Annotated in this window: 21 protein-coding genes and 3 pseudogenes; 7 read left to right on the top strand and 17 right to left on the bottom strand. The window is 63.3% G+C overall.

Translation table 11 applies throughout. The features are described from left to right. Positions 1-36 precede the first annotated feature (36 nt). From AO268_RS20275 to AO268_RS20220, 12 genes are read right to left on the bottom strand one after another with little or no spacing between them, the layout of a single operon-like run. Positions 37-861 (bottom strand): DUF4198 domain-containing protein, encoded by an 825-nt coding sequence (locus AO268_RS20275; RefSeq protein WP_099169623.1) that lies wholly within the window; start codon positions 859-861, stop codon positions 37-39. A gap of 8 nt (positions 862-869) precedes the next feature. Then, positions 870-1,193, bottom strand: coding sequence for a hypothetical protein (locus AO268_RS20270; protein WP_232243806.1), 324 nt, complete (start codon positions 1,191-1,193; stop codon positions 870-872). A gap of 29 nt (positions 1,194-1,222) precedes the next feature. Next, positions 1,223-2,218, bottom strand: coding sequence for a metal ABC transporter solute-binding protein, Zn/Mn family (locus AO268_RS20265; protein ID WP_257154420.1), 996 nt, complete (start codon positions 2,216-2,218; stop codon positions 1,223-1,225). Beyond that, entirely contained in the window at positions 2,215-3,120 is a 906-nt protein-coding gene (locus AO268_RS20260; protein ID WP_099169622.1) for a metal ABC transporter permease, read from the bottom strand. Before AO268_RS20260 ends, AO268_RS20265 begins: the two co-directional genes overlap by 4 nt. After that, positions 3,117-3,797, bottom strand: coding sequence for a metal ABC transporter ATP-binding protein (locus tag AO268_RS20255; RefSeq protein ID WP_099169621.1), 681 nt, complete (start codon positions 3,795-3,797; stop codon positions 3,117-3,119). The genes AO268_RS20260 and AO268_RS20255 overlap by 4 nt, the downstream gene beginning before the upstream one ends. Before the next feature lie 14 nt (positions 3,798-3,811). Continuing rightward, positions 3,812-4,744, bottom strand: a complete 933-nt coding sequence (locus AO268_RS20250) for a metal ABC transporter solute-binding protein, Zn/Mn family (RefSeq protein WP_099169620.1) — start codon at positions 4,742-4,744, stop codon at positions 3,812-3,814. Continuing rightward, positions 4,741-5,415, bottom strand: coding sequence for a DUF6162 family protein (locus AO268_RS20245; RefSeq protein WP_099169619.1), 675 nt, complete (start codon positions 5,413-5,415; stop codon positions 4,741-4,743). The genes AO268_RS20250 and AO268_RS20245 overlap by 4 nt, the downstream gene beginning before the upstream one ends. Continuing rightward, entirely contained in the window at positions 5,415-5,903 is a 489-nt protein-coding gene (locus tag AO268_RS20240) for a DUF6644 family protein (protein WP_099169618.1), read from the bottom strand. The genes AO268_RS20245 and AO268_RS20240 overlap by 1 nt, the downstream gene beginning before the upstream one ends. Before the next feature lie 32 nt (positions 5,904-5,935). Then, positions 5,936-6,424 (bottom strand): DUF6644 family protein, encoded by a 489-nt coding sequence (locus tag AO268_RS20235; protein WP_099169617.1) that lies wholly within the window; start codon positions 6,422-6,424, stop codon positions 5,936-5,938. 21 nt (positions 6,425-6,445) lie between these two features. Beyond that, the gene (locus tag AO268_RS20230) at positions 6,446-7,930 is read right to left on the bottom strand and encodes an alpha/beta hydrolase domain-containing protein (RefSeq protein WP_099169616.1); all 1,485 of its coding nucleotides are present in this window, start codon (positions 7,928-7,930) and stop codon (positions 6,446-6,448) included. Between the two features lie 26 nt (positions 7,931-7,956). Further along, the gene (locus AO268_RS20225) at positions 7,957-8,718 is read right to left on the bottom strand and encodes a hypothetical protein (RefSeq protein ID WP_099169615.1); all 762 of its coding nucleotides are present in this window, start codon (positions 8,716-8,718) and stop codon (positions 7,957-7,959) included. Positions 8,719-8,770: 52 nt separating this feature from the next. Further along, on the bottom strand, positions 8,771-9,115 hold the full coding sequence (locus AO268_RS20220; RefSeq protein WP_257154419.1) for a DUF6152 family protein: 345 nt from the start codon (positions 9,113-9,115) through the stop codon (positions 8,771-8,773). A 265-nt stretch (positions 9,116-9,380) separates the two neighbouring features. On the opposite strand from AO268_RS20220, the gene AO268_RS20215 reads away from it, so the two are divergent. From AO268_RS20215 to AO268_RS20200, 4 genes are all read left to right on the top strand, one after another. Next, on the top strand, positions 9,381-10,718 hold the full coding sequence (locus tag AO268_RS20215; RefSeq protein WP_099169614.1) for a hypothetical protein: 1,338 nt from the start codon (positions 9,381-9,383) through the stop codon (positions 10,716-10,718). Between the two features lie 134 nt (positions 10,719-10,852). Next, on the top strand, positions 10,853-11,674 hold the full coding sequence (locus tag AO268_RS20210) for a hypothetical protein (protein ID WP_141562832.1): 822 nt from the start codon (positions 10,853-10,855) through the stop codon (positions 11,672-11,674). Beyond that, positions 11,671-12,045: a DUF6152 family protein gene (locus tag AO268_RS20205; protein WP_099169612.1), complete on the top strand. Its 375-nt coding sequence runs from the start codon at positions 11,671-11,673 to the stop codon at positions 12,043-12,045. Before AO268_RS20210 ends, AO268_RS20205 begins: the two co-directional genes overlap by 4 nt. A gap of 92 nt (positions 12,046-12,137) precedes the next feature. Then, positions 12,138-13,544: an alpha/beta hydrolase domain-containing protein gene (locus tag AO268_RS20200; RefSeq protein WP_099169611.1), complete on the top strand. Its 1,407-nt coding sequence runs from the start codon at positions 12,138-12,140 to the stop codon at positions 13,542-13,544. Between the two features lie 34 nt (positions 13,545-13,578). On the opposite strand, the gene AO268_RS20195 is transcribed toward AO268_RS20200, so the two are convergent. The 3 genes from AO268_RS20195 to AO268_RS20185 all read right to left on the bottom strand — a co-directional run bounded on the left by AO268_RS20195 (position 13,579) and on the right by AO268_RS20185 (position 17,081). After that, positions 13,579-14,142 (bottom strand): cytochrome b, encoded by a 564-nt coding sequence (locus tag AO268_RS20195; RefSeq protein WP_099169610.1) that lies wholly within the window; start codon positions 14,140-14,142, stop codon positions 13,579-13,581. Positions 14,143-14,222: 80 nt separating this feature from the next. Next, complete coding sequence (locus tag AO268_RS20190; protein ID WP_099169609.1) at positions 14,223-15,677, bottom strand: aldehyde dehydrogenase family protein; 1,455 nt, start codon at positions 15,675-15,677, stop codon at positions 14,223-14,225. A gap of 27 nt (positions 15,678-15,704) precedes the next feature. Next, positions 15,705-17,081 carry an aspartate aminotransferase family protein gene (locus AO268_RS20185; protein WP_099169608.1) on the bottom strand — a complete coding sequence of 459 codons (1,377 nt, stop codon included), beginning with the start codon at positions 17,079-17,081 and terminating at the stop codon, positions 15,705-15,707. A gap of 214 nt (positions 17,082-17,295) precedes the next feature. On the opposite strand from AO268_RS20185, the gene AO268_RS20180 reads away from it, so the two are divergent. Together AO268_RS20180 and AO268_RS33570 are read left to right on the top strand one after the other, a co-directional pair. Then, on the top strand, positions 17,296-18,264 hold the full coding sequence (locus AO268_RS20180) for a helix-turn-helix domain-containing protein (protein ID WP_099169607.1): 969 nt from the start codon (positions 17,296-17,298) through the stop codon (positions 18,262-18,264). Between the two features lie 94 nt (positions 18,265-18,358). Continuing rightward, the gene (locus tag AO268_RS33570; protein WP_306474142.1) at positions 18,359-20,020 is read left to right on the top strand and encodes an APC family permease; all 1,662 of its coding nucleotides are present in this window, start codon (positions 18,359-18,361) and stop codon (positions 20,018-20,020) included. A gap of 36 nt (positions 20,021-20,056) precedes the next feature. Here AO268_RS33570 and AO268_RS34020 read toward each other — a convergent pair. Both AO268_RS34020 and AO268_RS34015 read right to left on the bottom strand, forming a co-directional pair. Continuing rightward, positions 20,057-20,599, bottom strand: a pseudogene (locus AO268_RS34020) (methyl-accepting chemotaxis protein); the annotation flags it as partial. Positions 20,600-20,914: 315 nt separating this feature from the next. Then, positions 20,915-22,108 (bottom strand): annotated as a pseudogene (locus AO268_RS34015) (PDC sensor domain-containing protein); the annotation flags it as partial. Positions 22,109-22,408: 300 nt separating this feature from the next. Between AO268_RS34015 and AO268_RS20165 the strand changes: the two are divergent. Beyond that, a pseudogene (locus AO268_RS20165) lies at positions 22,409-23,018 on the top strand (amino acid permease); the annotation flags it as partial.

The following is a 23,018-nucleotide window of genomic DNA, read 5'->3' as shown; positions in this document are numbered from 1 at the left end:
TCATCACTCCATCCGCGACAGCGGTAGGGAGTCGACTCATTTCATATCCCTGGCCTGCACCCACAGCACCGCGTCCTGGGACAGGGGTTTGCCTTTATGGGTTTTCGTCGCCCCAATGTTGAGCGCTGCAATGCCCCACCAGCCGGCGCGGGGCAGGCCGATGCTCACGATCCCCTGGGCATCCGCATACGTACTCAGAGACTTGAAGGCCGGTTGGGGAGCCGTGACATAGTCGTGCTGGCCGAAGACGTTGTTGGCGATATCGACGGAGTGGTTGAGGTATTCGACTTCGACCTCGGCGAACGGCACGGGCTTGCCGTCGGCCAACACCACGGCGCGGAACACGCCCCCGGTCCAGTTGGCATAGGGCTTGTTGAGGGCCTGGATTTCCACCGGCAAGCCCTGCGGCTCTGACCAATTGCCGGGTACGCCGCCCACGTTCACGATCAGTTTGGTGAACTGCTGGATATAGACGTCTTCCTCGGTTTCCAGGTAGGGCTCGGGTTCGAGTACAAACACATGGTCGCCCAGTGAGCGCACCAACGCCCGTGGAATCGACGCACGGTAGGCGCTCGCCTGGTTGCCGCGACTCTGCCACTGGACAGGTCGCAGGTAGTGGCGCAGGTCGGTTTGCTCGCCGCTGTGGGAGCCGATATGGCTGAAGGCGCGGGGTTGCCCCATGGCCATGGTCGGCCCGGCGGAGAACGGGTGAGTGAACACGATTGCAAACTCCAGGTCATCTGCACGCGACAGCGCCGTTTCCTTGACATAGAGCATCTGGAAGTGGGCCTGGGCGGCGCAGCTCACGCACCCGAAGGTCACGGCAGCGAGGGCTTGCAGCAGTCGTGGTGTGATCGCCATGGTCGATGTCACCTTGAAATATCGGAGGACTGGATTGTGGTGTCATGGCCGTCTCCACCGAGGAACACCACACGATAGCTGCCGGCGGGCGCCTGGAACCTGTAGCTGTTGTCCTGATCGACACGGGCGTCGAGCAACAGCTTGTTGCTTGCGTCCTGGACCTGGATTTTTCGACCCTCGGCGGAACTGCCATCGGTATAGCCCGCCTCGCACTTCACCCAGTCATCGTGCTCGATATAGCAGTCGAACACGGGGGCATGGGCCAAGGCTGCCTGACAGCACAACAGTGCAGCGGTCATGAACATCGGTTGGGCCAAATATCGGGGTTTCATAAGGTTTGAGTCTCCACAGTCGAGGTTGATCACTGCGGTGCCGAGGCTTGAATGGCAGCCGCAGGGTTGCCAGCCGGCGCAAAGGCCGCCAGCAAGGCATCCAGGTTGGCACTGAGCAGGGTTTCGTAGCGGTTGGCCGTGTTGGCGAGCAGGCCCGGGTTGCCGGTATCCAGTATCAGCAAGCGTGCGCCACCGGCCTCGATGGCCTGTGCAATCCTGGGGTCAGGTGCCCACTTGTGGACCACCACGCGGATCTCCCGCTCGCGCAGGTAGCGGGTCAGGGCGGCGCGGTCGGCGTCACTCCAGTCGATATCCTGGCGGACGAACCAACCGTCGACATACACGCCAAACTCGCCAAACAGATAGACCAACTCGTTGGCCAGCGACAGCACACGCAGATCCGGTACCTCCAGCAGGCGCGCACCGTAGTCGGCCTTCAACCGGCGCAATCGGCCGTCCAGTGCGGCAAGGTTGCGTTCTATCTGCGGCGCATCGGCGGGGGATAAACGTGCCAGGTCGGCGGCAATCAGCGCCGACATGCGCATGGCATTGACAGGCCCAAGCCAGGCATACGGCGACGGGGCGCCAGCGCCATCACGAACGCCAGCCCAGGGCACATCGCTGGAGGGCACGCGGGTCACGGCCACGCTGGGCTTGAGGCTGTCCCATGAGCGTGAGGCATCGATCTCGACGATCCGCAGGTTGTGGCGCCGGGCCGTGGCATACAGGGGGTCAGCGCGCCACAGGCTGCTCAGGGTGACCACGGCGACGGCCTGCTGGAACAGCGCCGGTTCCAGGCGTGACAGCGCGCTGGCCTGGCTTTCCATGGGCACGCCAGCCTCTGGCGGAAGCCGTACCACCTCGAGGCGCGTGCCATCGCCGAGTGCCGCAGTGAGCGCAAAGAGCGCCGGCAGGGCAACAAGCACTGGCTGGCGTTCGGCTTGCGCCAAGGCCGATGACGGGCCGCCCAGCAGCAGTACCAGCAACGCCGGCCAGAGGCGGCGCAGAACAGTGGGCCGGGTCATACGCTGGCCCCCCTGAACCGGGACGCGGTGGCGCGGATCACGGTGGTGACCACGAAGACCAATGCCGCGGCGATCACAATGGCACCGCCCGTCGGTACGGGAATCTGGAACTGCATCGGGGCCAGGATCCCGACGACACAGGAGAACGTCGCGATCAGGACGGCGCGGGTGACCAGTCCCGGCAGGGAGTGGCTGATATTGCGGGCTGCCGCTGCCGGTATCAGCAGCAAGGCCTCGACCAGCACGGCACCGATGATCTTCAGGCAGGCGACGGTCACCAGTGTGACCAACACCACGAACAGGTATTCGACGCTGCGCACCTTTACGCCACGCGCATGGGCCAGGCTCGGGTTGAGGCTGGATAGCAACATCCCGTTGTACAGGGGCAGCCCGATAAGTGTGCACACCACCGTTATGCCAAGCAGTACGTTCATGTCGCGGTGGTCGACGGCCAGGATGGAGCCGAACAGCACGCTTTCCATCACATGGGTATTGATCTTCGCCGAGACGAACAGCAGCAACGAGGCGCCGACCGCCAGGGAAATGGAGAGGAACACGCCGATCAGTGTGTCGTTGGCCAGTGTGGTGCGGTGCTGCGTGTACTTGAGCGTCAGTGCGAACAGCAGGCAGAAACCGAACATTGAAAAGTACGGTGAGGTGTAGGATTCGCCGATCAACACGCCAATGGCCACGCCGGTCATCGCCGCATTGCCCACGGACTGGCTGAAGAACGCCATCCGCTTGATCATCACCATCGAACCCAGCACACCCAGCAACGGCCCGATCAGAACGGCACACATCAGTGCATTGATCACAAACTCGTATTCAAAGGGTTGCGGCAAGAGGTGACTCGCGGCAAGGGCCTGGAGCCGGTCGCGAATGAAGTCATACAAGGCACTCATCGAATCACCTCCAGCCAGCGGTCGATCTGATCGGCGGGACCATGAAACAGCACCCGTTGGTTGATAACGGTCACGGACTGCGCGAGACGCCTGACCTGTTCGAGGTCATGGTTGATCCACAGAATGGTGACGCCACGGCCCAGCAGCTCGCCCACCAGCGTCTCCACCAGGCGTACACCTGCCTCGTCGATCCCGGCGGTCGGCTCATCGAGAATCAACAGCCAGGGCGCCGGGCTGATTGCCTGGGCCAGCAGCACGCGCTGGCGTTGGCCACCCGACAGGCTGCCAAAGGGTTTGGCGCCCATGGCGGCCATGCCGGTACGTGCCAGGGCCTGGGCATTGGCCGCCTTGGCGGCGCGGCTGGCGCCCAGGAAGGCGGGCCGGCGTTGGCCCAGCAAGGCCATCAGATCGTTGACTGTCATCGGCACATTGCGGTCCAGGTCCGGCAATTGCGGGACATACCCCAGCGGCGCTGTGAGCGCACCCTCCAGGCGCACCTCCCCGGCATGGGGCATTTGTCCCAGCAAGACACGCACGAGTGAGGTTTTGCCGCCGCCGTTGGGGCCCACCAGGCAATGGAGCGTGCCGGCCTCCACGCGCAAGCTCACCTTGTCCAGCACCTGGGTGCCTCCCAGTTGCAATGAGACGTTATCGAACACTATCGCGGGTCCGCGCATGGCTTGATCCTCCTTCATCGCTGCATGTATTCAACGGCCGCCGCCAGGGTCTCGAGGTTTTCACCCATGGCCACCTCGAACTCGTCCGCGCTGTAGGCACTGCCGGTGATGTGAGACAGCGCGAAAACCTTCACCCCGGTGGCGGCCTCGATAGGCTTGGCCAGGTCAATGGAAAAGTGTTTCTCGGCAAACAGCACGCGCACATCGGCCTGCTTGATCGCCTCGATGGTGTTGGCCAGCTGGCGTGCTGTCGGGGCGACGCCATGGCGCGGCTCGATCACGGCACTGACGAACAGGCCGAACTCCTGCATCAGGTAGTCGTAGCCGGCATGGGTTGTCGCGCAGCGGAACGACGCCAGGTCGAGTGCGGCGAAGCGCGTCATGAAGCGTGCCCGTAGTGCGCGGATCCGTGCGGCGTATGCCAGGGCGTTGTGTCGATACGCGCTGGCGTTGTCCGGGTCCAGTTCCCCCAGCCGGCGAGCGATCTCGAACACCTGTTGGATCGCTGCCGTGGTGGAAACAAAGGTGTGCGGGTTGACCACCTTGGCGCCTCCCTGGTCGCCACCGATGGGAATCAGGGCCACCGAGGCATTGGCCTGGATAATCGGCAATGTTGCCCCGCGGCCGGCGGCCTTGATGATCTGCGAGGCCCACTCATCGTGCCCGATGCCGTTGACGACCAGCGCATCGAGAGTCATCGCACGGGTGATGTCATCCGGCTGCGGTTGGTAGTTGTGCGGGTTGGCCTGTGCCGGGATCAGCGCAACGACCTGTGCCCGATCGCCGACGATGTTTGCCACGAAGCTGTAGTAAGGGTGCAGTGTGACGCCGATTTTCAGGGGGGTGCCCGGGGAAGGGCCGGTGCCGGCAAACGCGATGGCAGGTAGCAGTACCAGCAGCGCCAGGTAATGGCGCCACAGGGCAGGGTACTTTTTGGACAGGTTCATGGCTGGGTTCCTTTTACGCGTTCGACTTCACTGGCACCGTCGTAGGGGATGACTTGGCGCCAGCCGCTGCCGACCAGGGATTCGGGCTTGACGATGCCGGGGTAGGGGGCGTTCGGGTCGCGGTGGACCCAGATCGTTGCCTGGTTGGCCCACATCACACCGGCATGGGCGTGGCCGATGACGAGCAGGTAGGCGCTCTGGCCGGGGGCGCGGCCCCCTGAGCCGTAGTAGACCGTCGCCCCCTGGCCCTGGGTGGCCCGGGACACGTCGCTGGCGGCCGGTGTGAGTGCGTCGGCGGCAAGCCCGTGGGGGCGGTGGGTGCCGGGCAGAATCAATTGCCAGTGCACCTCGCCGTTGGCCTTCCAGAAGGCATCGCGGTAGAAGGGCGGCAGCAAAATCTTCTGGGCATGCTCCAGGGTGATCCAGCCACCGGTATCGTTGTTGGACCAGATGATTTCTTCTCCGGCCGGTAACAGCGCGCTGTGGATAGCCTGGTCGACCGCGCTCAAACCATCGAAGGAACGTACCTGCCAGCTCAAGGGCGTAGGCGGGCCGACTTTCTGCGGGCGCAGCAGCACATAGCCGGCCACGCTGGCGATGACGGCCAGCGTCGCCAACAGCAGGGCCAGCGACTCCCATCGGCCGGAGGCCGGGTGCACAAGGCGGGCCATCAGGAAAACGCTATCCAGCGACCCAGGCAGATCACCCCGGCCCACAAGGCCAGCGAGCTGAACCCGGCGGCACGCGCCGGGCCGGGCGGCGGCAATGTGGTGTCCCAGTCGTTGATCCGGCGAAATGCCCCGAGGTGAAAGACCCCCATGTTGAGGCCCGCCAGCAGCAGCAGGCCCATCTTCCACCAGAACACGCTGTTCTGCGCATAGGTGGTGGCGTTGGCGCTAAACATGAGCAGGCCGGTGATCACGCAGGCGGCGAAGGCCACCCAGGTGTACGGCAGCAGTTCCTGGATCAGCCGTAGTGCACTGCGGCGATGGGCGGCCACGCCCAGCAGGCGCAGATCCACGACGCCGATGGTGCCGAAAACAAGAGCGATGCCGATCACATGCACCGATTCCAGGGCGGGAAAGGCCGAGCCTGACTCGCGGATGAACGTCGCGGTCCCGGTGTCCTGGAGGGTTTGCAGCAAGGGTTGAATATCCATGGCGAGTACCTGAGAGCTATGATTGAAAACGCTTAGAGCGTGTAGGCGATCCAGCGACCGCAGATGATCACCACGCACCACAAGGCGATTGACAGCCAGGCCAGTGCCTTGCCAAGCCGGGGCGCGCCAGTGCGTTGGGCCGCGTCAGCCGGGCGCAGCAGGGAGCGGTGTAGCCACCAGGTCAAGGTGAACGCACTCACGACCAGGGCCATCTTCAGCCAGAACGTTGTGTTCACGAGGACGCGATCAGGCTCGCCGAGGGTCATGATCAGCCCCGTCAAGAGCAGCACGAGCAGCGCATGGCGCATCCACGGGTCGTAACGACGCACCACAGCGCCCAGGGGCTGGTCGGTGGCGAACACGCCTGCCAGGCGCAGGTCGCAGAGCACCGCAGAGCCGAAGATCACGGCGATGGCCAGGATATGAATGCTCTGGACGGTGGGCACGACCCACAGCATGTCCCTGATGCCTGTGCTCAAGGGGGAGGCGTAGATCCAGGCAATGACGAGCTCTGATGACATCGGTTGTTCCTCGACGTGGGGTTAGAAGTCTTGAGGTGTTGCGATCGGACGCAGGCCCGCCGCATCTTCCGGCAGGAGGAAGCCTTCCTGGACTGAAACGGCCTTGGCGCTTTCAAATTGCTGTCGGTAGTGGCTGAAGCTTCCATAGCGCTGGCCCAGCACGTCTTTCGGGTAAGCCACCTTGGTGTCATAGATCAGGCCGCAGCCGGTTTCCTGCTCGGTGAGGTAGGTCGCGCTAGGGACCTGGACCCACGGCGGGCGTACACCGCCTTGCAGGTTGCCGGTTGCCGGGTCGCGCGCGGCGGCCTTGCCTTCGCGGGCGACCCGGGGAGCCCTCGGCATGGGCTTGCCCTCGCGCACCCAGCGGTCCATGCCATCGAGCAGCGCCGAGACGACCAGTTCCGCCGGTTCGTCATACAAGGTCTGGCACCGTGGGTCGTTGCCCTTGTCGAGGTCGGCGGGGAGCCGTTCGCTGTGCTCGGTGCCGAGGTCGGCCAGGCGTAGGTGCGGCATGCCGGTCACTTCGTAGTAGCGCACTTGTGGGGTGTCGGTGTCCGGGGGCAGGTTGATGCCCTCGATCACGTCATGCATCAGTTCGGACTGGCTGTAGACGGTCACGAACGGCACGCCATCGGGCATTTTGCGCGGCAGCCGGATCACGTCGCCACCCACCTCGCCGTAGGCCATGCGGCCGGTCATGTAGGCGTCGATCAGCGGCGTCTGGTCGGGCATGCGCCATTGCTGGTGCCGCCCCTGGTCGAGGTAGTCCATCCAGACTTGCGCAGTCACGGCCCAGCTATTGACATAGACCCGTTGTACAGCGAGGCCGGCCAACGGGCCTTGCGCCGTGTTGCTTTTCAGCAGCAAGGCCAGTTGCGCGCCGATGCCCTGGGACTGTGGCAGGAACGGATCAGGCCCGTCGCCGCGGGTGAAACGTTGTGGATCGTAATAGGTGCCCAGCGGCGCATAACGCGCATAGTCGAAGCGGCGCATAAACTCGAAGTTCACGATCCGGCCATACTGTGCGATCTGTTCGGCCTGCGCGGCCGGGGTGTCGGCGATGAACTTGGGATCGACCGGCGGCGTATTCACATTCAGCGTGTACCCGACATACGCGTAGCCGCGCCGTAGCAAATAGTCACGGGTCAGGATCCAGCCCGCGCCGCGCTCGCCGAACCAACTGAACGGCTCGATCACGACCGTGCCATTGAAGCGCGCGGGGGCCGCCGGTTTGCGCACCAGAATGCGCGTGGTGTAAGGCGCCTCCAACAGGGGGTGGCCCGAGGCGGTGATGGCCGGGGCGACGCCTTGCAGGTAAAACTCCTCCTCGACATAGCCGTAGGCGTCCAGGTCGCTGTACTCGGTGCCCGGGCGCCTGGCCGACGACAGCGGTGCCTGGCCTGAAGTAGGCACCGCGAGCGCCGTGGGCATGGCTGGCACCTGGGCGAACGTGTTCGACGTAAGGATCAGCGACAGCAACCCGCTGACGGTTATCAGCCGTTTCATCCGGTCATCTCCAAGGGGGTGGCAGTTCATTCGCGACTGAGGGTTGCCTTGCCCTCGCTGTCGATCACGATCTGGTTGTTCTCGCAAACGTATTCTTGAATGGCGTAGTCGGAGCGCTTGTAGTCGAACGTGAAGCGATACGGCGTGTTGAGCACCTGCGGGTCGTCGATCACCACCTGGTTTTCCAGGTGGTCGGGGCCTCGAAGCCGCAGGCGTTCGGTGATCTTCATCGCAGCGCTGTGCGGCACATCGTAGAAACTCACGTCCGTGCGCACGCCCTGGGTCTGCACCACGAGCGTGTTGCCTTCCCAGTGGCCGCGCGAATGGCCTTGATAGGTAGGGTCCAGCTTGTCTTGTGCCGGCATCGCTTCGTTCAAGAGAATCCGGCGTACCTGCTGGAGATACTCGCCGAGCACGATCACTTGCTTGGCGTCGTGAATGATCTGGATCGGGAAGAGCGCCGCCATCAACGTTGGCATCCCTTCGGGCAGGCATCGGGCACTGGTCGTGGCCAGTGGCGTGCCGGCCTCGTTCGCTACGGCCTGGCGCTTTTTCAGCGCGGCATATTCGCTGGCATAGGGCGCCTTCAAATCCATCGGCCCGCCCGGGTGTACCGGATCGTCCGGGTTCTCGCCGAACCAGTCGTCCGGGGTTCTTTCCCAGGTGCCGCTGATATCGGGGCGTGCCTGTTTGCTGTCCTGAGGGGTTGCCTCGCTCGTCCCGGTGACGCTCATGAACGCGGCCGCCAGGCAGAGCAGGGCGAGGTTGAAGGTGCGTGTCGGTTTCATCGAAGTGTCTCCACGGTCAGTCCGGTCTGCATGCAGCGGGCAGGGGCTTGCCTCAGCCGCCTCCCGAGAGCACGGCGCCACCGATCTTGATTTCCACCAGCAGCCCGCCTGGGTCACCGTTTTTCAGCGGCTTGAAGGAGATCTCGGCACTCTCGCCGGCCTTGATCGAGTCAGCGTTCCAGCCGGTGCGCTTCAAGGCGTTGACACTGCCGGTCTCGATCTTGAATTGCTGGGGCGGCGGGCCGGGCGTATCGAGGTAAATCGCGACGTGAGGGTTGGTCCAGGCAAAGCGCCCGACCACCCCCTTGAGCGTGATCGTGCGGGTCTGGTCGAAAATCGCGAACGAATGGTGGGCGGTCACCAGGGACGGCAGGGCACTGCAGGCGATGAGGGTCAACAGTCACAGTTGCCGGCGTGACAGGGGCGGACGTGGCAAAGGAATCATGACGGGTGCCTCGGTTTTTATACGTTCTTATGGCGCCCAGCTTAGGGGGAGCATGTGCCGAAGCCGTATCCCAAAACGGCAACTGTTCAAGGGGCTGGGCAAGTTTTGCAGGGGGAGGACCGTTGCCCTTGCAGGTGCTGATTTGGGATACCCGGTGCGCCACTCAAGCCGCAACACTCATGACTCGCCTCATAACTATAAAAACAGGAGAGACGTCATGCGCATTCCCCCGTACGGCCCATTGATTTCGCTGGTTGCACTCTGCGCTTTTGAACCGGCGGCCCAGGGTTATGAGCTGTATAACGAAGACGAAGGTGCAACCGTGCTCAACGCCGACCTCTGGGCGGGGTTGGGCTGGTTCAGCAGTGCCAGGAACTATATCGGCGACCCGCAGAGGGAGCCCGGCAGGATGCGCTGGCAAGAGGGCTTCGCCAAATATGGCGTCAGTGGTGCCACGGATAAGCTCGATGCCGGCTCGATCTATGGCGGGTTCAGCCTGATCAGCACCGCCTCATGGGGCGATGGGGATCCGGGGGGGATCAGCGCCGGCGATGAAAGCAGAACGGCGGTGGAAGAGGCCTATCTGGGCTGGCGCTCCGGTGAGCTGATTCCCGCGCTGGGCAAGGACGGCGTGGATTTTTCCTTTGGCCGGCAGATCGTGTCGGTGAATGGTTTTCTGATTACCGACGATGGCTTCGCGCCCGGCAGGGCCTTCAGCCCCATCGAAGGCGTAGCGGATGGCCGCTTCAATCGTGGCGGGGCCTACTACCTGGGCCCGCGCCTGGCGTTCGGCCATAGCGCCGTATTGAAGCTGGGGGGCGAGCAGGGCTTGCACGGCAGCCTGATCTGGCTGAAATCGGACAATCCCGGGCAGTCGAAGACTGAAGTGGCCGCCGCCACCCTCGACTACACGACGCCCATCGGCTCTATCGGCTCGACCTATGTGCGCGGCCTGGATGTCGACGAGCGCTATGCCTTTGGCGAGCGCCTTGAGCGCAAGGGCCTGGAGACCTACAGCTTGCGTGGCCAGGGCAATGCGGGGATCGAGCATGCCGATTTCGCCTTCGAGGTGGCACGCCAGGAAAAACGCTCGGGGTCGCAACGGGCGATGTTCTTCGACGCGGGCTACACCTTTGCCGATGCCCCGTGGCAACCGACGGTCAGCTATCGATATGCGCGCTATTCCGAAGGCTGGGACTTCATGTTCCAGGGGGGGTATCGCCGGCGTTATCAAGGCGAGGTGGCGGTCAACTACGCCGCATCGGTGACCTGGAACATGCAGATCAACGATGTGCTGTTCTCGGTCCGCCCCACCGACAAGTTGACCCTCAATGCGATGTTCTTCAATTACCACCAACTCTCCGACCGGGACTCGCAGGATGCCAGTGCGCGGGAGGTGGACCTGTTCCTGGACTGGAGGGTGACAGACAGCATCACGCTCTCGCCGCTCATTGGCTTCTACAAGCCCAGGAAATGGTTCGGGGACGGCGGCCTGCAGAGCGGGAGCGCCGCCACCAACACCTACTTGCAGTTCATTGTGTGGGTGAATTACTGAAGGGGTGCCCAGGTCGCCCAGCAGCGTGAGCGCATGCTGATTTGGGCTACCTCACCCGCAGAGTGCTTGCGTATCGTCCCCACGCGCCCGGCGCTGGCCGGGATGCCAAACCGCTAATAGAGGACATGCAGATTATGCCTATAACAAAATCCCTCTTTCTCATACTGCTGGTTGCCCTGGCGGCAACCGGGTACCCGCTCAACTCAAGCGCCGCGCCGCCCGATATCAGCGGGCTTTGGATGCCGGTGGGCAGCTCCGTGGACCCGCTCGTCAACAGCACCGGGGCCGATAACCCCGAGACCAATGTCGGCCCTCCGTTCGGCAGCGTGCCGCAGCTCAAGGGGGTGTACCTCGAAAGCTTCAAGAAGCGCACGGCGGCGCTCGCGGCGGTCGGCAGTGAGTTCAAGACCTCGTGCAAGGTGTTGGGCATGCCGACGAACATGGTGGGGCCCTACGCGGTAGAGATCATGCAGACGCCGACGCAGGTCAACTGGGCGCAGGAGTTCCTGCGCGAGACACGGCGCATTTACCTCGACGGGCGTGCCCACCCCAACCCCGAGGAAGCCCCCCCGACGTTCGAGGGGCATTCGACCGCGCACTGGGAGGGCAATGTATTGGTCGTCGAAACCACCAACATCCGGCAGGAAACCACATTGAATGAGTATGGCCATGCCGACGATGCACTTGGCCACGGCCCGCGCATGATCATCAGGGAGCGGATCTTCATCAACGATAAAGGCCTGCTGCAGGTGGATGGCCTGGTCGAAGACCCGGATGCGCTGGTCAAGCCATGGCATTGGGCGCCGCTGACTTTCCGCCGCGCGCCCAAGGGCGTCGAATTCATTGAGTACGTGTGCGAGGACAGCAATAACGAGTCGATCGACCCGGTGACGGGAGCGGAAGTCACGACCATCCCCGAGCGCAAGAACAATAAGAAACAAGGAGAGACACAGTGAATATCAAACCCATGGTGTTCAGCTTGGTGCTGCTGGGCTTTACGGCACCCATTGCGTTTGCCCACCATTCCTACTCGGCGTTCGATATGGCGAGGATGGTGGAGATCGTCGGTACGGTGGGGGAGGTGCAGTATAAAAACCCGCATGTCTGGTTGTTCGTCGATGTGCAGACCGGGGACAAGACCGAGACCTGGGCCATCGAAGCCGGCGGCCCGAACATCCTGATGCGCCAGGGCTGGATGGCCAACACCCTCAAGCCGGGCGACAGGATCAACGTGCAACTTGCGCCGATGAAAGACGAGACGAAGGCGGGCGGTGCCCTTCAGGCGCTGCGCCTGCCCGATGGTAAAGTCATTGGAGCCTGGAAGTGAGGCCCGTCGGCGGGCCGCGGCTCCCCATCCTATCCCTGGCGGCTTTCCTGGTGTTGACGAGGGGCGAGCCCGTCGCTGCGCAAACGCCGGTCATGCCGCAGATCGCGCCGGTGCCTGCAAGCGGCCGGCTGCCACTGGCGTCGGCGGCACGGCATGGCACGGAATATGTCGACCTGGAGAAGCTCGGCTACGTCGAGGAGGAGTACTACATGGTGGGGCTCGCGCCAGCGATCACCGCCGCTGGCGAGCGTTTGTTCGACGCACCTTACGTGACGCGCTTCCTGATCAGAAAACCCAAGGACCCCGGGCGATTCAACGGCACCGTGGTGATCGAACCGTTCAGCTGGATGGGCGAGCGTGGCGCGGGCTGGATCCTCACCCGCGACTACCTGATGCGCAAGGGCTATGCCTTCGTCGGCTACACACTGAGCATCAACCGGCCGGCGAATGATCCCAAGACCCTGGAGTGGGACCCCGAGCCGCGCAACTTGAACCTGGACTTTATGCGCCGCTATGACTACAAGCGTTATGCGCCGCTCGGCAGCTACTATGACAGCGACCGGTTCCGGCGTGGTAATGGCCCCGACCAGTACCCGCCGCAGGCGCAGGGGATTGCCGCGCAACTGGCCTTGCTGCTCAAGTCCAACCTCGCGAGCGGCCCCATGCCGGGGTTGAACGTCAAGCGCCTTTATGTCAACACCTGGGCAATCAACGGCCAGCTCTGGTTCGATTATCTCGACCAGGGGCGCCACCAGCAGTGGCGCATGCCCGATGGGCAAGCGCTGATCGACGCCTATATGACCGGCCACGTTGTGTACGGCGACCTGGGGGGAGAGGTGCTGCGAACGCCGCGCAACCTGCCCGGGGATGCGCCGTTTGTGACGGTCTATAGCCAGACCGAGGTGGTGCACGATGCCAGCCAGGCAATCGCGCTACCGCCCGATACGAACCAGCCGAAGCTACGTTACTACGAAGTGACCGGGATGCCGCACCTGCGTCTTGCCGATCAGGGCACCGACAGCACGGAACCACACCCGGCTGACGGGGACAAGCGCAACGAGCTGCAATGCCAGTTCCTCTATGACGAGCCGGTGGAGACGGTTGTGTCGGCGATCCTCGAGGCGATGGATCGCTGGGTACGTGACGGTACGCCGATGCCCAAGGCTGAACGGGTGGTTCGCGAGGGCCAGGGCGTTGCTCGCGATCCGCACAGTGGCAACCTGCTGGGAGGGGTGCGCCCACCGTGGATCCAGGTGCCGAGCGCCACCTACCTGACCGATCAGGAGACCGCTTGCGGGACGGTGTACGACACGAAGGTGCCGTATTCCGCGCAACGATTGCAGGCGCTTTATGGCAGTTATACCCAGTATGCAGGGCGCTTCGAGGCGGCCAAGCAACAGGCGATCCAGGAGGGTTACTTGCTGCTGGAGGATGCCCGCCGGGTCCAGCCTGTCGCTGTGCCGCAGGACTTTACCCGGGATCGACAGCCCAAGCCGTGAAGGTGTTGGCGTCCTGCGCCAACACCTCATGCCGTCACAGCATGCGGCGCAGGGCGTCGTTGCGCGGGTCCTGGTCGTAGAACCGATGCTTGAGGGCCCCCGCGACATGCAGCACGATCAGCCCGAGCAGGCTATAGGCGAACACTTTGTGCAGCCATTGGAACACAGCGAACCACTCGTCATTCTTGGTCAAGAGTTCCGGCAGGTTGACCCCAAAAAAGAATACCCCGTCGCTCATGGTGTAAGTGCTCGACATGGAGTACCCCATCAACGGCACGAGCACCAGCAGCGCATACATGGCCCGTTGCGCGAGCCTGGACAAGACCCTCTCGTACTGCGCCAGGGTTTTCAGGGGCTGCGGCAGGTGCGGGGTGCGCCAGCGCAGGGTGACCTGGGTCAGGACCACTAGGAACGTCAACAACCCGAAGGACTTGTGCCAGGGGTAATAGAGCTCGTATTTGCTTGCCACGTCATCATTCAGGCCAGTCATATGCCAGCCGGCCCAGAGCAGGCCCAGCACAAGTACGGCGCGCAGCCAATGCAACAGGCGCAGGGCGGTCGGATACCGATCAATTGTCGGTTGGTCTATCGGGTTCATCGCAGGCTCTCCATTGATCAGCAAAGGCGTCAGGGGGCCACCCTTGGCACAGGGTGGCCCGGTCAGGACAGGGAAGGTGCTCAGGCAGGCAGCAGCACGGTGATGACTTTTTCTTCGGTGTAGGCCAGCGCGCCGCCAAACCCGCCCTCACGGCCAATGCCGCTGGTCTTGACGCCGCCCCAGGGCAGGTTGGCATCCAGCGGGCTCCAGCAATTGATGCCCACGGCACCGGCCTTCACGGCGGCGGCGACGCGATGGGCACGCACCAGGTCGCGGGTCCAGACCGTAGCCGCCAGGCCGTAGGTGGAGTCGTTGGCCAGGGCGACCGCCTCGTCTTCACTGTCGAACGTGATCACCGTGCCGACGGGGCCGAAGATTTCGTCGCGGGCGATGGTCATGTCGTTGCGGGCATTGGCGAAGATTGTCGGGCGCACAAACCAGCCCCGCTCAGGAGTCGAGACACCACCGGCCAACAGAGAAGCGCCTTGGTCGATACCCAGTTGGATGTAGCGGTTGACGCGATCGAACTGGGCTTTCTTGGCCACCGGTCCCATCTGGATGCCGGGCTCCCGGGGATCACCCACCGTGACCGCCCGCGCGGCATCGGCCAGCGCCGCAGCGAAGCGCTCGGCGAGGCCGCGTTGGACCAGGATGCGCGAGCCGGCCGCACAGATCTGCCCCTGGTTGGCGAACAGGCCGAGGGCGCAGCCACGCAACGCGTCGTCGAAGGAGGCATCGTCGAACACGATCTGTGGGCTTTTGCCGCCCAGCTCCAGGGCCACGCGCTTGAAGCGCACGCCGGCGGTGCGTTGGATCTCGCGCCCGGCCTCGGGGCTACCGGTAAAGCTGATCTTGGCGACGTGTGGGTGTTCGCACAGGGCGCGACCCACCTCGTCACCGTAGCCGGTGACCACATTGATGACCCCGTCGGGGAAGCCCGCCTCCTGGGCCAGCGCCGCCAGGTGCAGGGCCGACTGCGGGGTTTCTTCCGATGGCTTGATCACGACGGTACAGCCGGCTGCCAGCAGCGCGGCGAGTTTCCAGACGGTGATCATCAGCGGTGAGTTCCAGGGCACGATGGCGCCGACCACGCCCACGGGCTCGCGTACCGTATAGGAGAGGGTCTTGCTGCCGAAATAGCCGCCGGTGGGAATGGTGCGTCCCTCAAGCTGGTTGGCCCAGCCGGCGGCGGCGCGCAGATTGGCGATTGCGTTGGGCAGGTCCATCCGTCGTGGTTCGACGGGGGAGCGGCCGATGGCGTTGGCGTCCAGGTCGGCCAGCAAGTGGGCGTCGCGTTCGACCAGGTCCGCGAGTTTCAACAGCAGCCGAGCGCGCTGGGCGCCGTCAAGCCGGCTCCAGGCGCCACGCTCAAGCTGGGCGCACGCCGCGCCCACCGCGCGGTTCACGTCCTGCGCCGTGCCGCGCGCGCAGGTGGCGTAGACCTGTTCGGTAATGGGGTTGACCAGGGTAATGCTGCGCCCGTCAGAGGCTGCGCAGGACGCACCCTCGATAAAGTGATTGAAGTGATTAGTCATTTTGCAGTCCATAAACAGTGTGCAGGATCAGGCCTTGAGGGTCGCCAGGGCCGCGCCGAAGATGTCCAGCGCCTTGAAGAACAGCGCGCGTGAGATCGTCAGCGAGGGCATCACGCGCATGACGTTGCTGTAGCGGCCGCAGGGCACCATCAGCACGCCATGGTTGAGCAGGTAGCCCATGAGCTGGCCGATTTTTTCGCCCGCCAGGGGCGTCTTGCTGACTGGGTCTTCGACCAGTTCGATACCGATCATCAGGCCGCGGCCACGGACCTCACCGACAAATGGGCTGTTAAAACCACGGATCCGCGCCTGCGCTTCCAGCCCCAGCGTGTGGGCACGGTTGAGCAGGTCGAGTTCGGGGTCCTGCAGGAGGCTGATGTTGGTCAGCGCCACCGTCGCCGATAACGAGTTGGCAGCGAAGGTATTGGGCATGGAGCCGTCGGGAATCCTGGCCGCCAGGTCCGAGCGCATGATCAGGCCGGCCATGGGCAGGTCGCTGCCGATTCCTTTGCCGAAGGTGAGCATGTCGGGCTTCACGCCGGCATGCTCGACCGCCCACATCTTGCCGGTGCGCCCAGCGCCGGATTGCACTTCATCGACGATCAGCAGCGTGCCACTGCGGTCGCAGGCCTGGCGCAGGCGTTGCAGGAAATCTGGCGAGGGTGGCACGTAACCGCCTTCGCCCTGTACCGGCTCGACGATCACGGCGGCGACATCGTCGGCGGCGGTGTAGGGCGTGTTCAGCAGGTAGTCCACGTACTCGCCGGCGATCTGCTCGGCGCTTTTGTGGGTGGTGTCGAACGGAAAACGGTAGGCATAAGGGTAGGGGGCATGGATCACGCCACCCATCTGCGCGCCATAGCCTTTGCGGTAGGCGGTGCCGGTGGTCAGGGCGCCCGAGGCGTTCCACACGCCGTGGTAGCCACCGTGGAAAGCGATGATCTGATGGCGCCCGGTGACACGTTTGGCGAACTTGATCGCGGCCTCCAGTGCATCGCTGCCGCTCTGGGTGAAGAAGGTGATGCAATCGCCACGCAAGCCATCGGGCGCGATCTCGGAGAGCTTGGCGGCCAGCTCGGTGCGGCGCGTGCTGTTGATTTCCAGGGCATGCATCAGCACTTCGGACTGCTCGCGAATGGCCTGTACCACCTTGGGATGGCAACGGCCCACACTGCTGACGCCAACGCCGGCGGACAGGTCAATGTAGGTATTGCCGTCGGGGTCCTTGAAGGTTGCACCGAACGCACGGTCCATGGCCACCGGCATGCGTCCACCGCCGCGGGCCATCGACTCGGTACGCGCTGACAGGGCCAGCGCCTCGCTGGCCCTGGGGCCGGGCAGTGTGTTGGAGATAATCCGCGGGGCATCCGCGAAGTGGAGGGATTCCAGTTTGGCTTCACTCATGACGACTTCTCTGCGTGTTGTTTTCAGTGAGTCGATCATCCCCGTGGCGCAGGCCGGGCCGGTAGCCCGAATCGGCACTTGGCCAGGCCGGCTTGAAGGCAGGGTGCAATGGCGAGAAAACACGGCAAATAACTTGCAGGAATCTCGCCATGTGCGAATATCATCAAGAAAAGCGCTCTAAAAACAAGAAGACTGGTCGAGGCGTGCGTACATCATGACAACTATGAATATCAGCCATTTTCGAGACGTCCATGTGCATGCGGCGACCGTGCAAGAGTGGAACCAGGACTACAACCAGTTAACCGCCGGTTCGGCCGAAAGTTCGCTGATGCAACTGACGACGGCGGGTTGTCACTTGTTTCTCGAACAGATCAACCAACGTGTGGTGCAGAACGGCGTGGCCCCGCGGGGCAAGATGTGTTTTGCCGTGCCGATCAACGTGCCGGGGGCGATTCGGATGCAGGGGCGGGAAGTGGATGACAGCAGCCTGTTCTTTCTGCACGGTGGCGAAGAGTTCATGTTCCATATGCCGATGGGCATGGAGCTGCTGTCCATCACCTTCGAGCGGGATTTGTTCGAGCAGGCGCTGGAGCAGACGACGGCGTCCAGGGAACTCAAGCTGTTGCTGCGCCAGCCGGTGATCAGGGTGTCTCCCCAGCGCTTTGCACAGGCCCGGCGACGCTTGCTGGCGCTGTTCTCCCAGGCCTTGACCCATGACGGTGGCGACAGCACGCGAGCACGGGAGTTGGCGCTGGAGCAGGCCATGCTCGATGAGTTGCTGCAACTGATGACTGACCCGGCCTGTGACAAACACCAGCGCAGCCCCAGCTCCACGCGCAGCTTTATCGTCGAAAAATGCCACCGCCTGGCAACCACGCAAATGCTCAACGTGCCTAGCGTGATCGAGTTGTGCCAGCGCCTGCAGGTGAGCCGGCGTACGGTGCAGAACAGTTTCCGGGCGGTTGCCGAGACCACGCCGCTCAACTACTTGCGTTCTGTGCGGCTCAATGGGGTACGACGCACCTTGATGTCCACTCGCGCAGCCGACCTCTCGATCGGGGATGCCGCTGCCCAGTGGGGCTTCTATCACCTGAGCCATTTTGCGGCGCAGTATCAGGAGCTGTTTGCAGAGTTGCCGTCCCAGACGGCCCGTGCGGCTATCCACGGTGACGCGCGCGCCTGAACACAAACAGCGAATGACCGATTTGGGATACCGGGGCGTTTTGGCGCAGGCCTAGGATCGCGCCACCGATCCTCCAGCCAATAAGGTCAATGACATGAGCGTATCTAACCCGGTCAATCGCTCCACGGAGCTCAAGCGTGGCGCCCTGGGCGTGGGCTTCATCATCTTCTTCGTGATCTCGGCGGCGAGTCCGCTCAGCGTGATCGCCGGCGGCTTCCCGATTGGCATCATGCTGGGCAATGGCGCCGGTACGCCGGCCTTGCTGCTCCTGGCCTTGCTAGTGCTGCTGGCGTTCTCGGTGGGGTACACCACCATGTCCCGCCACCTGACCCATGCCGGCGGGTTTTATGCCTTCACTTCCCGTGGCCTGGGCGGCCTGGCCGGCGGCGCCGCCGGGGTGCTGGCGATGTTTGCCTATAACATCCTGCAAGTCGGCCTGTATGGCATGTTCGGCGGAGTGGTCAGTGGCACCCTGGAAAGCGTGGTCGGCCTGGTGCTGCCCTGGTGGTCCTACTCGTTGATGGCGATGGCGAGCATTGCGATCCTGGGCTACCGCAAGATTGACCTGTCGGCGCGGGTGCTGTCGGTGGTGGTGATCGCCGAGTATCTGGCGATCCTGGTCCTGGACTTCGCGATTCTCAAGTCTGGTGGCGACAGTGGCATCAACCTTGATGCATTCGACCGCAGTCATGTGTTCAGCGGCACTCTGGTCCTGGACTTCGCGATTCTCAAGTCTGGTGGCGACAGTGGCATCAACCTTGATGCATTCGACCGCAGTCATGTGTTCAGCGGCACGCCGTCCATTGGTTTGCTGTTCTGTTTTGCAGCTTTTATCGGCTTCGAGGCCACGACCATCTACGGCGAAGAGGCAAGGAACCCGCAACGTACCATCCCGATTGCCACCTACTGCTCGGTGTTGTTGATCGGCGGGTTCTACGCGCTGTCGGTGTGGTCGATGGTGGTGGGGGTGGGCGCGGACAAGATCGTGCCGATGCTCCAGGCCTTGCAGGACCCGACCACCTTTATCTACGGCATGTCTGACCACTTTGTCGGCCCGCACCTGACGCAGATCATCCGGGTGCTGTTCATGGTCAGTATCTATGCCGGGCTGCTGGCCTTTCATAACGCGGCGGCGCGTTATTTCTATGCCATTGGCCGCGACGGTCACTTTGTCGGCCCGCACCTGACGCAGATCATCCGGGTGCTGTTCATGGTCAGTATCTATGCCGGGCTGCTGGCCTTTCATAACGCGGCGGCGCGTTATTTCTATGCCATTGGCCGCGACGGCTTGTTGCACAGCCTGTTGGGCACCACCCACCGCGTGCACCAGAGCCCGCATATGGGCTCGGCGTTGCAGAGTCTGATCTCTGCGGTGGTGGTGCTGGTGTTCGCCGCAATGGGGGCGGACCCGATCCTGCAGCTGTTTGCCTGGCTGTCCAACCTGGCCACGCTGTGCATGATTTTGCTGATGGCGCTCACCTCGGCGGCTGTGCTGGTGTTCTTTTGGCGCCACCCCGAGCTCAAGGTCGGGGCCTGGCGCGGGCAAATCTTCCCCGGTTGCTCGTGCCTTGCCCTGTTGGTGGTGCTGGTACTTGCGGTGGTGCATTTCGATGTGTTGACGGGGGCCAGCATGGCTTTGTCATATGGCCTCTGCGTCATTATCCCGATGGCCCTGCTGGGCGGTCTGTTCCTCGCCATGCGACTGCGCAAGACAGCGCCGCAGCGCTTTCTGGCCCTGGGTTACCACAAGCTCTAAACCCTGCTTTGAAACGACAGCTTCGCTTCCTACCCCTTACACCCGGAAATGGCCGACCAGTTGCTGTTGATGATTGGCCATTTGATGCAGTGAATCACTGGCCTTTGAGGCGTCGCTCATCCGGCGAGTAAGTGTTTCGCTGATGCCGCGGATGTCGCTGACCCGGCGGCTGATAGCTTCCACCACCGTGCTTTGCTCCAGGGCGGCACTGGCGATCTGCTGGTTCATCTGCTCGATCACATCCACCGCCTGGGAAATGTGCTCCAGGGCTACCCGGGTCTGTTGTACCTGGAGCACGCTGCCGCCGGCTTGCTCGCGGCTCAGTTGGGTACTGTGCACCACCGCCTGGCTCAACTGCTGCAAGGTCTCGATCACCGTACGCACCTGTTCCACCGAGCTTTGGGTGTTGCTGGCCAGGTGCCTGACCTCATCGGCCACCACTGCAAAACCGCGTCCCTGTTCGCCGGCCCGGGCCGCTTCGATGGCGGCATTCAACGCCAGCAGATTGGTCTGCTGCGCAATGCTGCTGATCACGTCCAGGACCTGGCCGATCTGGGTGCTGCTAACGGCCAGGTCGTGGACTTGCTTGAGGGTGGTTTCCAGGCGTTGATCCAGGGCTTCGATGCTGCGCTCGGCGGTCGAGAACACCGCCTGGCCAGATCGGCTCGCGTTTTCGGCGGCGGTCGCGGCGTTGGCGGCACTGTGGGAGTGACGCGCCACTTCCTGGGCGCTGGTGCTCATTTCGTGCAGCGCGGTCGCCGCCAGTTCCACTTCGCGGTACTGGTTCTGCATGCCGGCGCTGACGTCCCGGGCAATACCCGACGAGGTATCGGCACTGTTGCGGGTGTTGTGGCAGACAGCCTGAATGTCACGAATGATCGGCTGCAACGTGTCCAGGAAACGGTTGAACCCCGTGGCCAATTGACCCAACTCGTCGCGCCCTCCGGCAGGCAGGCGCTGGGTGAGGTCACCATCGCCCTCGACAATGGCGTCAAGCAGCCCGGCCATCTTGAGCAGCGGGCGCGTCACGCCGTAGGCGGCCAACCAGATCAGCAACATGCCCAGGCTGCTGGCCAGGAGGCCCAGGCCCAGGTTGAGCCAGTTGGCCTCACGGCTTTTGTCGTCCAGCTCGCTTTGCATCTGTCGGGCGGGAGCCTGCACCAGGGCTTGCGGGACCTTGATCTGCAGTTGCCAGGGGGGATTGCCTGCCACGGTCTGCACGGCCTGGCGTATATCCAGAGCGGTCGCCGAGACTTCGCCGCTACGGCCTGCCACTTGGCCTGCGGACGACACAATGCTCACTTCGCTGTTGCCCTGGTACAGGTCCTGGCCGAGGTTGGCGGCCAGCTTTTGCAAGGTGTCGAGGCTGATGTCCATGCCCACCACGCCGAGGGTCTTTCCGTTGCTGATCAAGGGGATAGAAATACTGCTCATCAGGACTTTCCGGCCTTCCACTTCGATGGTGTAGGGCTCTACCACGCACGTTCGTCGTTGCGCTTGAGGGCAGGTGTACCAGGCGTTTGCCGGTTCGCTGCCGGAGGGCGCCGTGTTGGCGTTGATCTGTGCCTCGCTCAGCACCTCCTGTACCAGCCGCCCCGGCTGGCTCTGCGACCAATACAAGGCAAAGCGCCCGGTTTCATTGCCCGCCAGGTCACGTTGGCCGCGCCAAGCGGCGTCAGGGCCGGCCAGCGCATCCGGCAGCAGGATGACGTACAGGCCGAGTACTTTCTCGCGTTTTTCCAGGGTTTCACGGGTGGCGCCGATCAGGGTTTGGCGTAATTGCGCGACTGTGAGGCGGCCACTGAGCGTTTGCTCGCGCAGTTGCAGGACCTGTTGTGCGAACCCTTCGCCATACAACGCGGTTTCGTTGAAAAAGCGCTCCACTTGTTGGCCATGGGCGACGGCCTGGGCCTGCAAGCGCTCTACCGCGGCCTGCCCGAGCAACTGGCTGCTCTGCTCTTTGAGCCGTTTTGCACTGCTTTGATTCTGGTGCGCGCTGGCACCGATCAGTGCAGCAACCACCGCCAGCAGGCAGAGCCCACTGAGCAAGGTGATGCGCCATTGGAGGGTGAGGTGGGCTAGAGGCATGGCTGAGACTTCCTGCTGAGGGCTTTGGCTTTTTTATTCTTGTTGTCGGCACCCGGGCAGAGCGCGGGCTAGCCTAGGTTGCGGGGATGAAAGGCTCGGCGGCTATCCCGAATCGGCAACTGCTGGGGGAGTGGACGTGCAAGCCCGACCTGTTTTGGGGCGGCGTCGCGGATGCTACCGATTTGGGATAGCGAGCGGTTCGCAGGCGCGCATAGGATCAAATCCAGCGTGCAACCGGTGCCGATGTTGTCTGATCGGGCCACCCCTAAAGCGACTGCCTCATACAATAAGGTCAAAAAAATGAGTGTATCTATCCCGGTCAACTGCTCCACGGAGCTCAAGCGTGGCGCCCTGGGCGTGGGCTTCATCATCTTCTTCGTGATCTCGGCGGCGAGTCCGCTCAGCGTGATCGCCGGCGGCTTCCCGATTGGCATCATGCTGGGCAATGGCGCCGGTACGCCGGCCTTGCTGCTCCTGGCCTTGCTGGTGCTGCTGGCATTCTCGGTGGGGTACACCACCATGTCCCGCCACCTGACCCATGCCGGCGGTTTTTATGCCTTCACCTCCCGTGGCCTGGGCGGCCTGGCCGGTGGCGCCGCCGGGGTACTGGCGATGTTTGCCTATAACATCCTGCAGGTCGGCCTGTATGGCATGTTCGGCGGGGTGGTCAGTGGCACCCTGGAAAGCGTGGTCGGCCTGGTGCTGCCCTGGTGGTCCTACTCGCTGATGGCGATGGCAAGCATTGCGATCCTGGGCTACCGCAAGATTGACCTGTCGGCGCGGGTGCTGTCGGTGGTGGTGATTGCCGAGTATCTGGCGATACTGGTCCTGGACTTCGCGATTCTCAAGTCTGGTGGCGACAGTGGCATCAACCTTGATGCATTCGACCGCAGTCATGTGTTCAGCGGCA

It is taken from the genome of Pseudomonas sp. ICMP 8385, assembly GCF_002699915.1.
Classification (GTDB): Bacteria; Pseudomonadota; Gammaproteobacteria; order Pseudomonadales; family Pseudomonadaceae; genus Aquipseudomonas; species Aquipseudomonas gessardii.
The sequence above is the reverse complement of the archived record's forward strand: the minus strand, read 5'-3'. Positions and strand labels throughout refer to the sequence as shown.

Excerpts from the sequence above, each read along its gene's own strand:
- AO268_RS20275 (WP_099169623.1), bottom strand. The coding sequence starts at position 861 with ATGGCGATCACACCACGACTGCTGCAAGCCCTCGCTGCCGTGACCTTC.
- AO268_RS20270 (WP_232243806.1), bottom strand. The coding sequence starts at position 1,193 with ATGAAACCCCGATATTTGGCCCAACCGATGTTCATGACCGCTGCACTG.
- AO268_RS20265 (WP_257154420.1), bottom strand. The coding sequence starts at position 2,218 with ATGACCCGGCCCACTGTTCTGCGCCGCCTCTGGCCGGCGTTGCTGGTA.
- AO268_RS20260 (WP_099169622.1), bottom strand. The coding sequence starts at position 3,120 with ATGAGTGCCTTGTATGACTTCATTCGCGACCGGCTCCAGGCCCTTGCC.
- AO268_RS20255 (WP_099169621.1), bottom strand. The coding sequence starts at position 3,797 with ATGCGCGGACCCGCGATAGTGTTCGATAACGTCTCATTGCAACTGGGA.
- AO268_RS20250 (WP_099169620.1), bottom strand. The coding sequence starts at position 4,744 with ATGAACCTGTCCAAAAAGTACCCTGCCCTGTGGCGCCATTACCTGGCG.
- AO268_RS20245 (WP_099169619.1), bottom strand. The coding sequence starts at position 5,415 with ATGGCCCGCCTTGTGCACCCGGCCTCCGGCCGATGGGAGTCGCTGGCC.
- AO268_RS20240 (WP_099169618.1), bottom strand. The coding sequence starts at position 5,903 with ATGGATATTCAACCCTTGCTGCAAACCCTCCAGGACACCGGGACCGCG.
- AO268_RS20235 (WP_099169617.1), bottom strand. The coding sequence starts at position 6,424 with ATGTCATCAGAGCTCGTCATTGCCTGGATCTACGCCTCCCCCTTGAGC.
- AO268_RS20230 (WP_099169616.1), bottom strand. The coding sequence starts at position 7,930 with ATGAAACGGCTGATAACCGTCAGCGGGTTGCTGTCGCTGATCCTTACG.
- AO268_RS20225 (WP_099169615.1), bottom strand. The coding sequence starts at position 8,718 with ATGAAACCGACACGCACCTTCAACCTCGCCCTGCTCTGCCTGGCGGCC.
- AO268_RS20215 (WP_099169614.1), top strand. The coding sequence starts at position 9,381 with ATGCGCATTCCCCCGTACGGCCCATTGATTTCGCTGGTTGCACTCTGC.
- AO268_RS20210 (WP_141562832.1), top strand. The coding sequence starts at position 10,853 with ATGCCTATAACAAAATCCCTCTTTCTCATACTGCTGGTTGCCCTGGCG.
- AO268_RS20200 (WP_099169611.1), top strand. The coding sequence starts at position 12,138 with ATGCCGCAGATCGCGCCGGTGCCTGCAAGCGGCCGGCTGCCACTGGCG.
- AO268_RS20195 (WP_099169610.1), bottom strand. The coding sequence starts at position 14,142 with ATGAACCCGATAGACCAACCGACAATTGATCGGTATCCGACCGCCCTG.
- AO268_RS20190 (WP_099169609.1), bottom strand. The coding sequence starts at position 15,677 with ATGACTAATCACTTCAATCACTTTATCGAGGGTGCGTCCTGCGCAGCC.
- AO268_RS20185 (WP_099169608.1), bottom strand. The coding sequence starts at position 17,081 with ATGAGTGAAGCCAAACTGGAATCCCTCCACTTCGCGGATGCCCCGCGG.
- AO268_RS20180 (WP_099169607.1), top strand. The coding sequence starts at position 17,296 with ATGACAACTATGAATATCAGCCATTTTCGAGACGTCCATGTGCATGCG.
- AO268_RS33570 (WP_306474142.1), top strand. The coding sequence starts at position 18,359 with ATGAGCGTATCTAACCCGGTCAATCGCTCCACGGAGCTCAAGCGTGGC.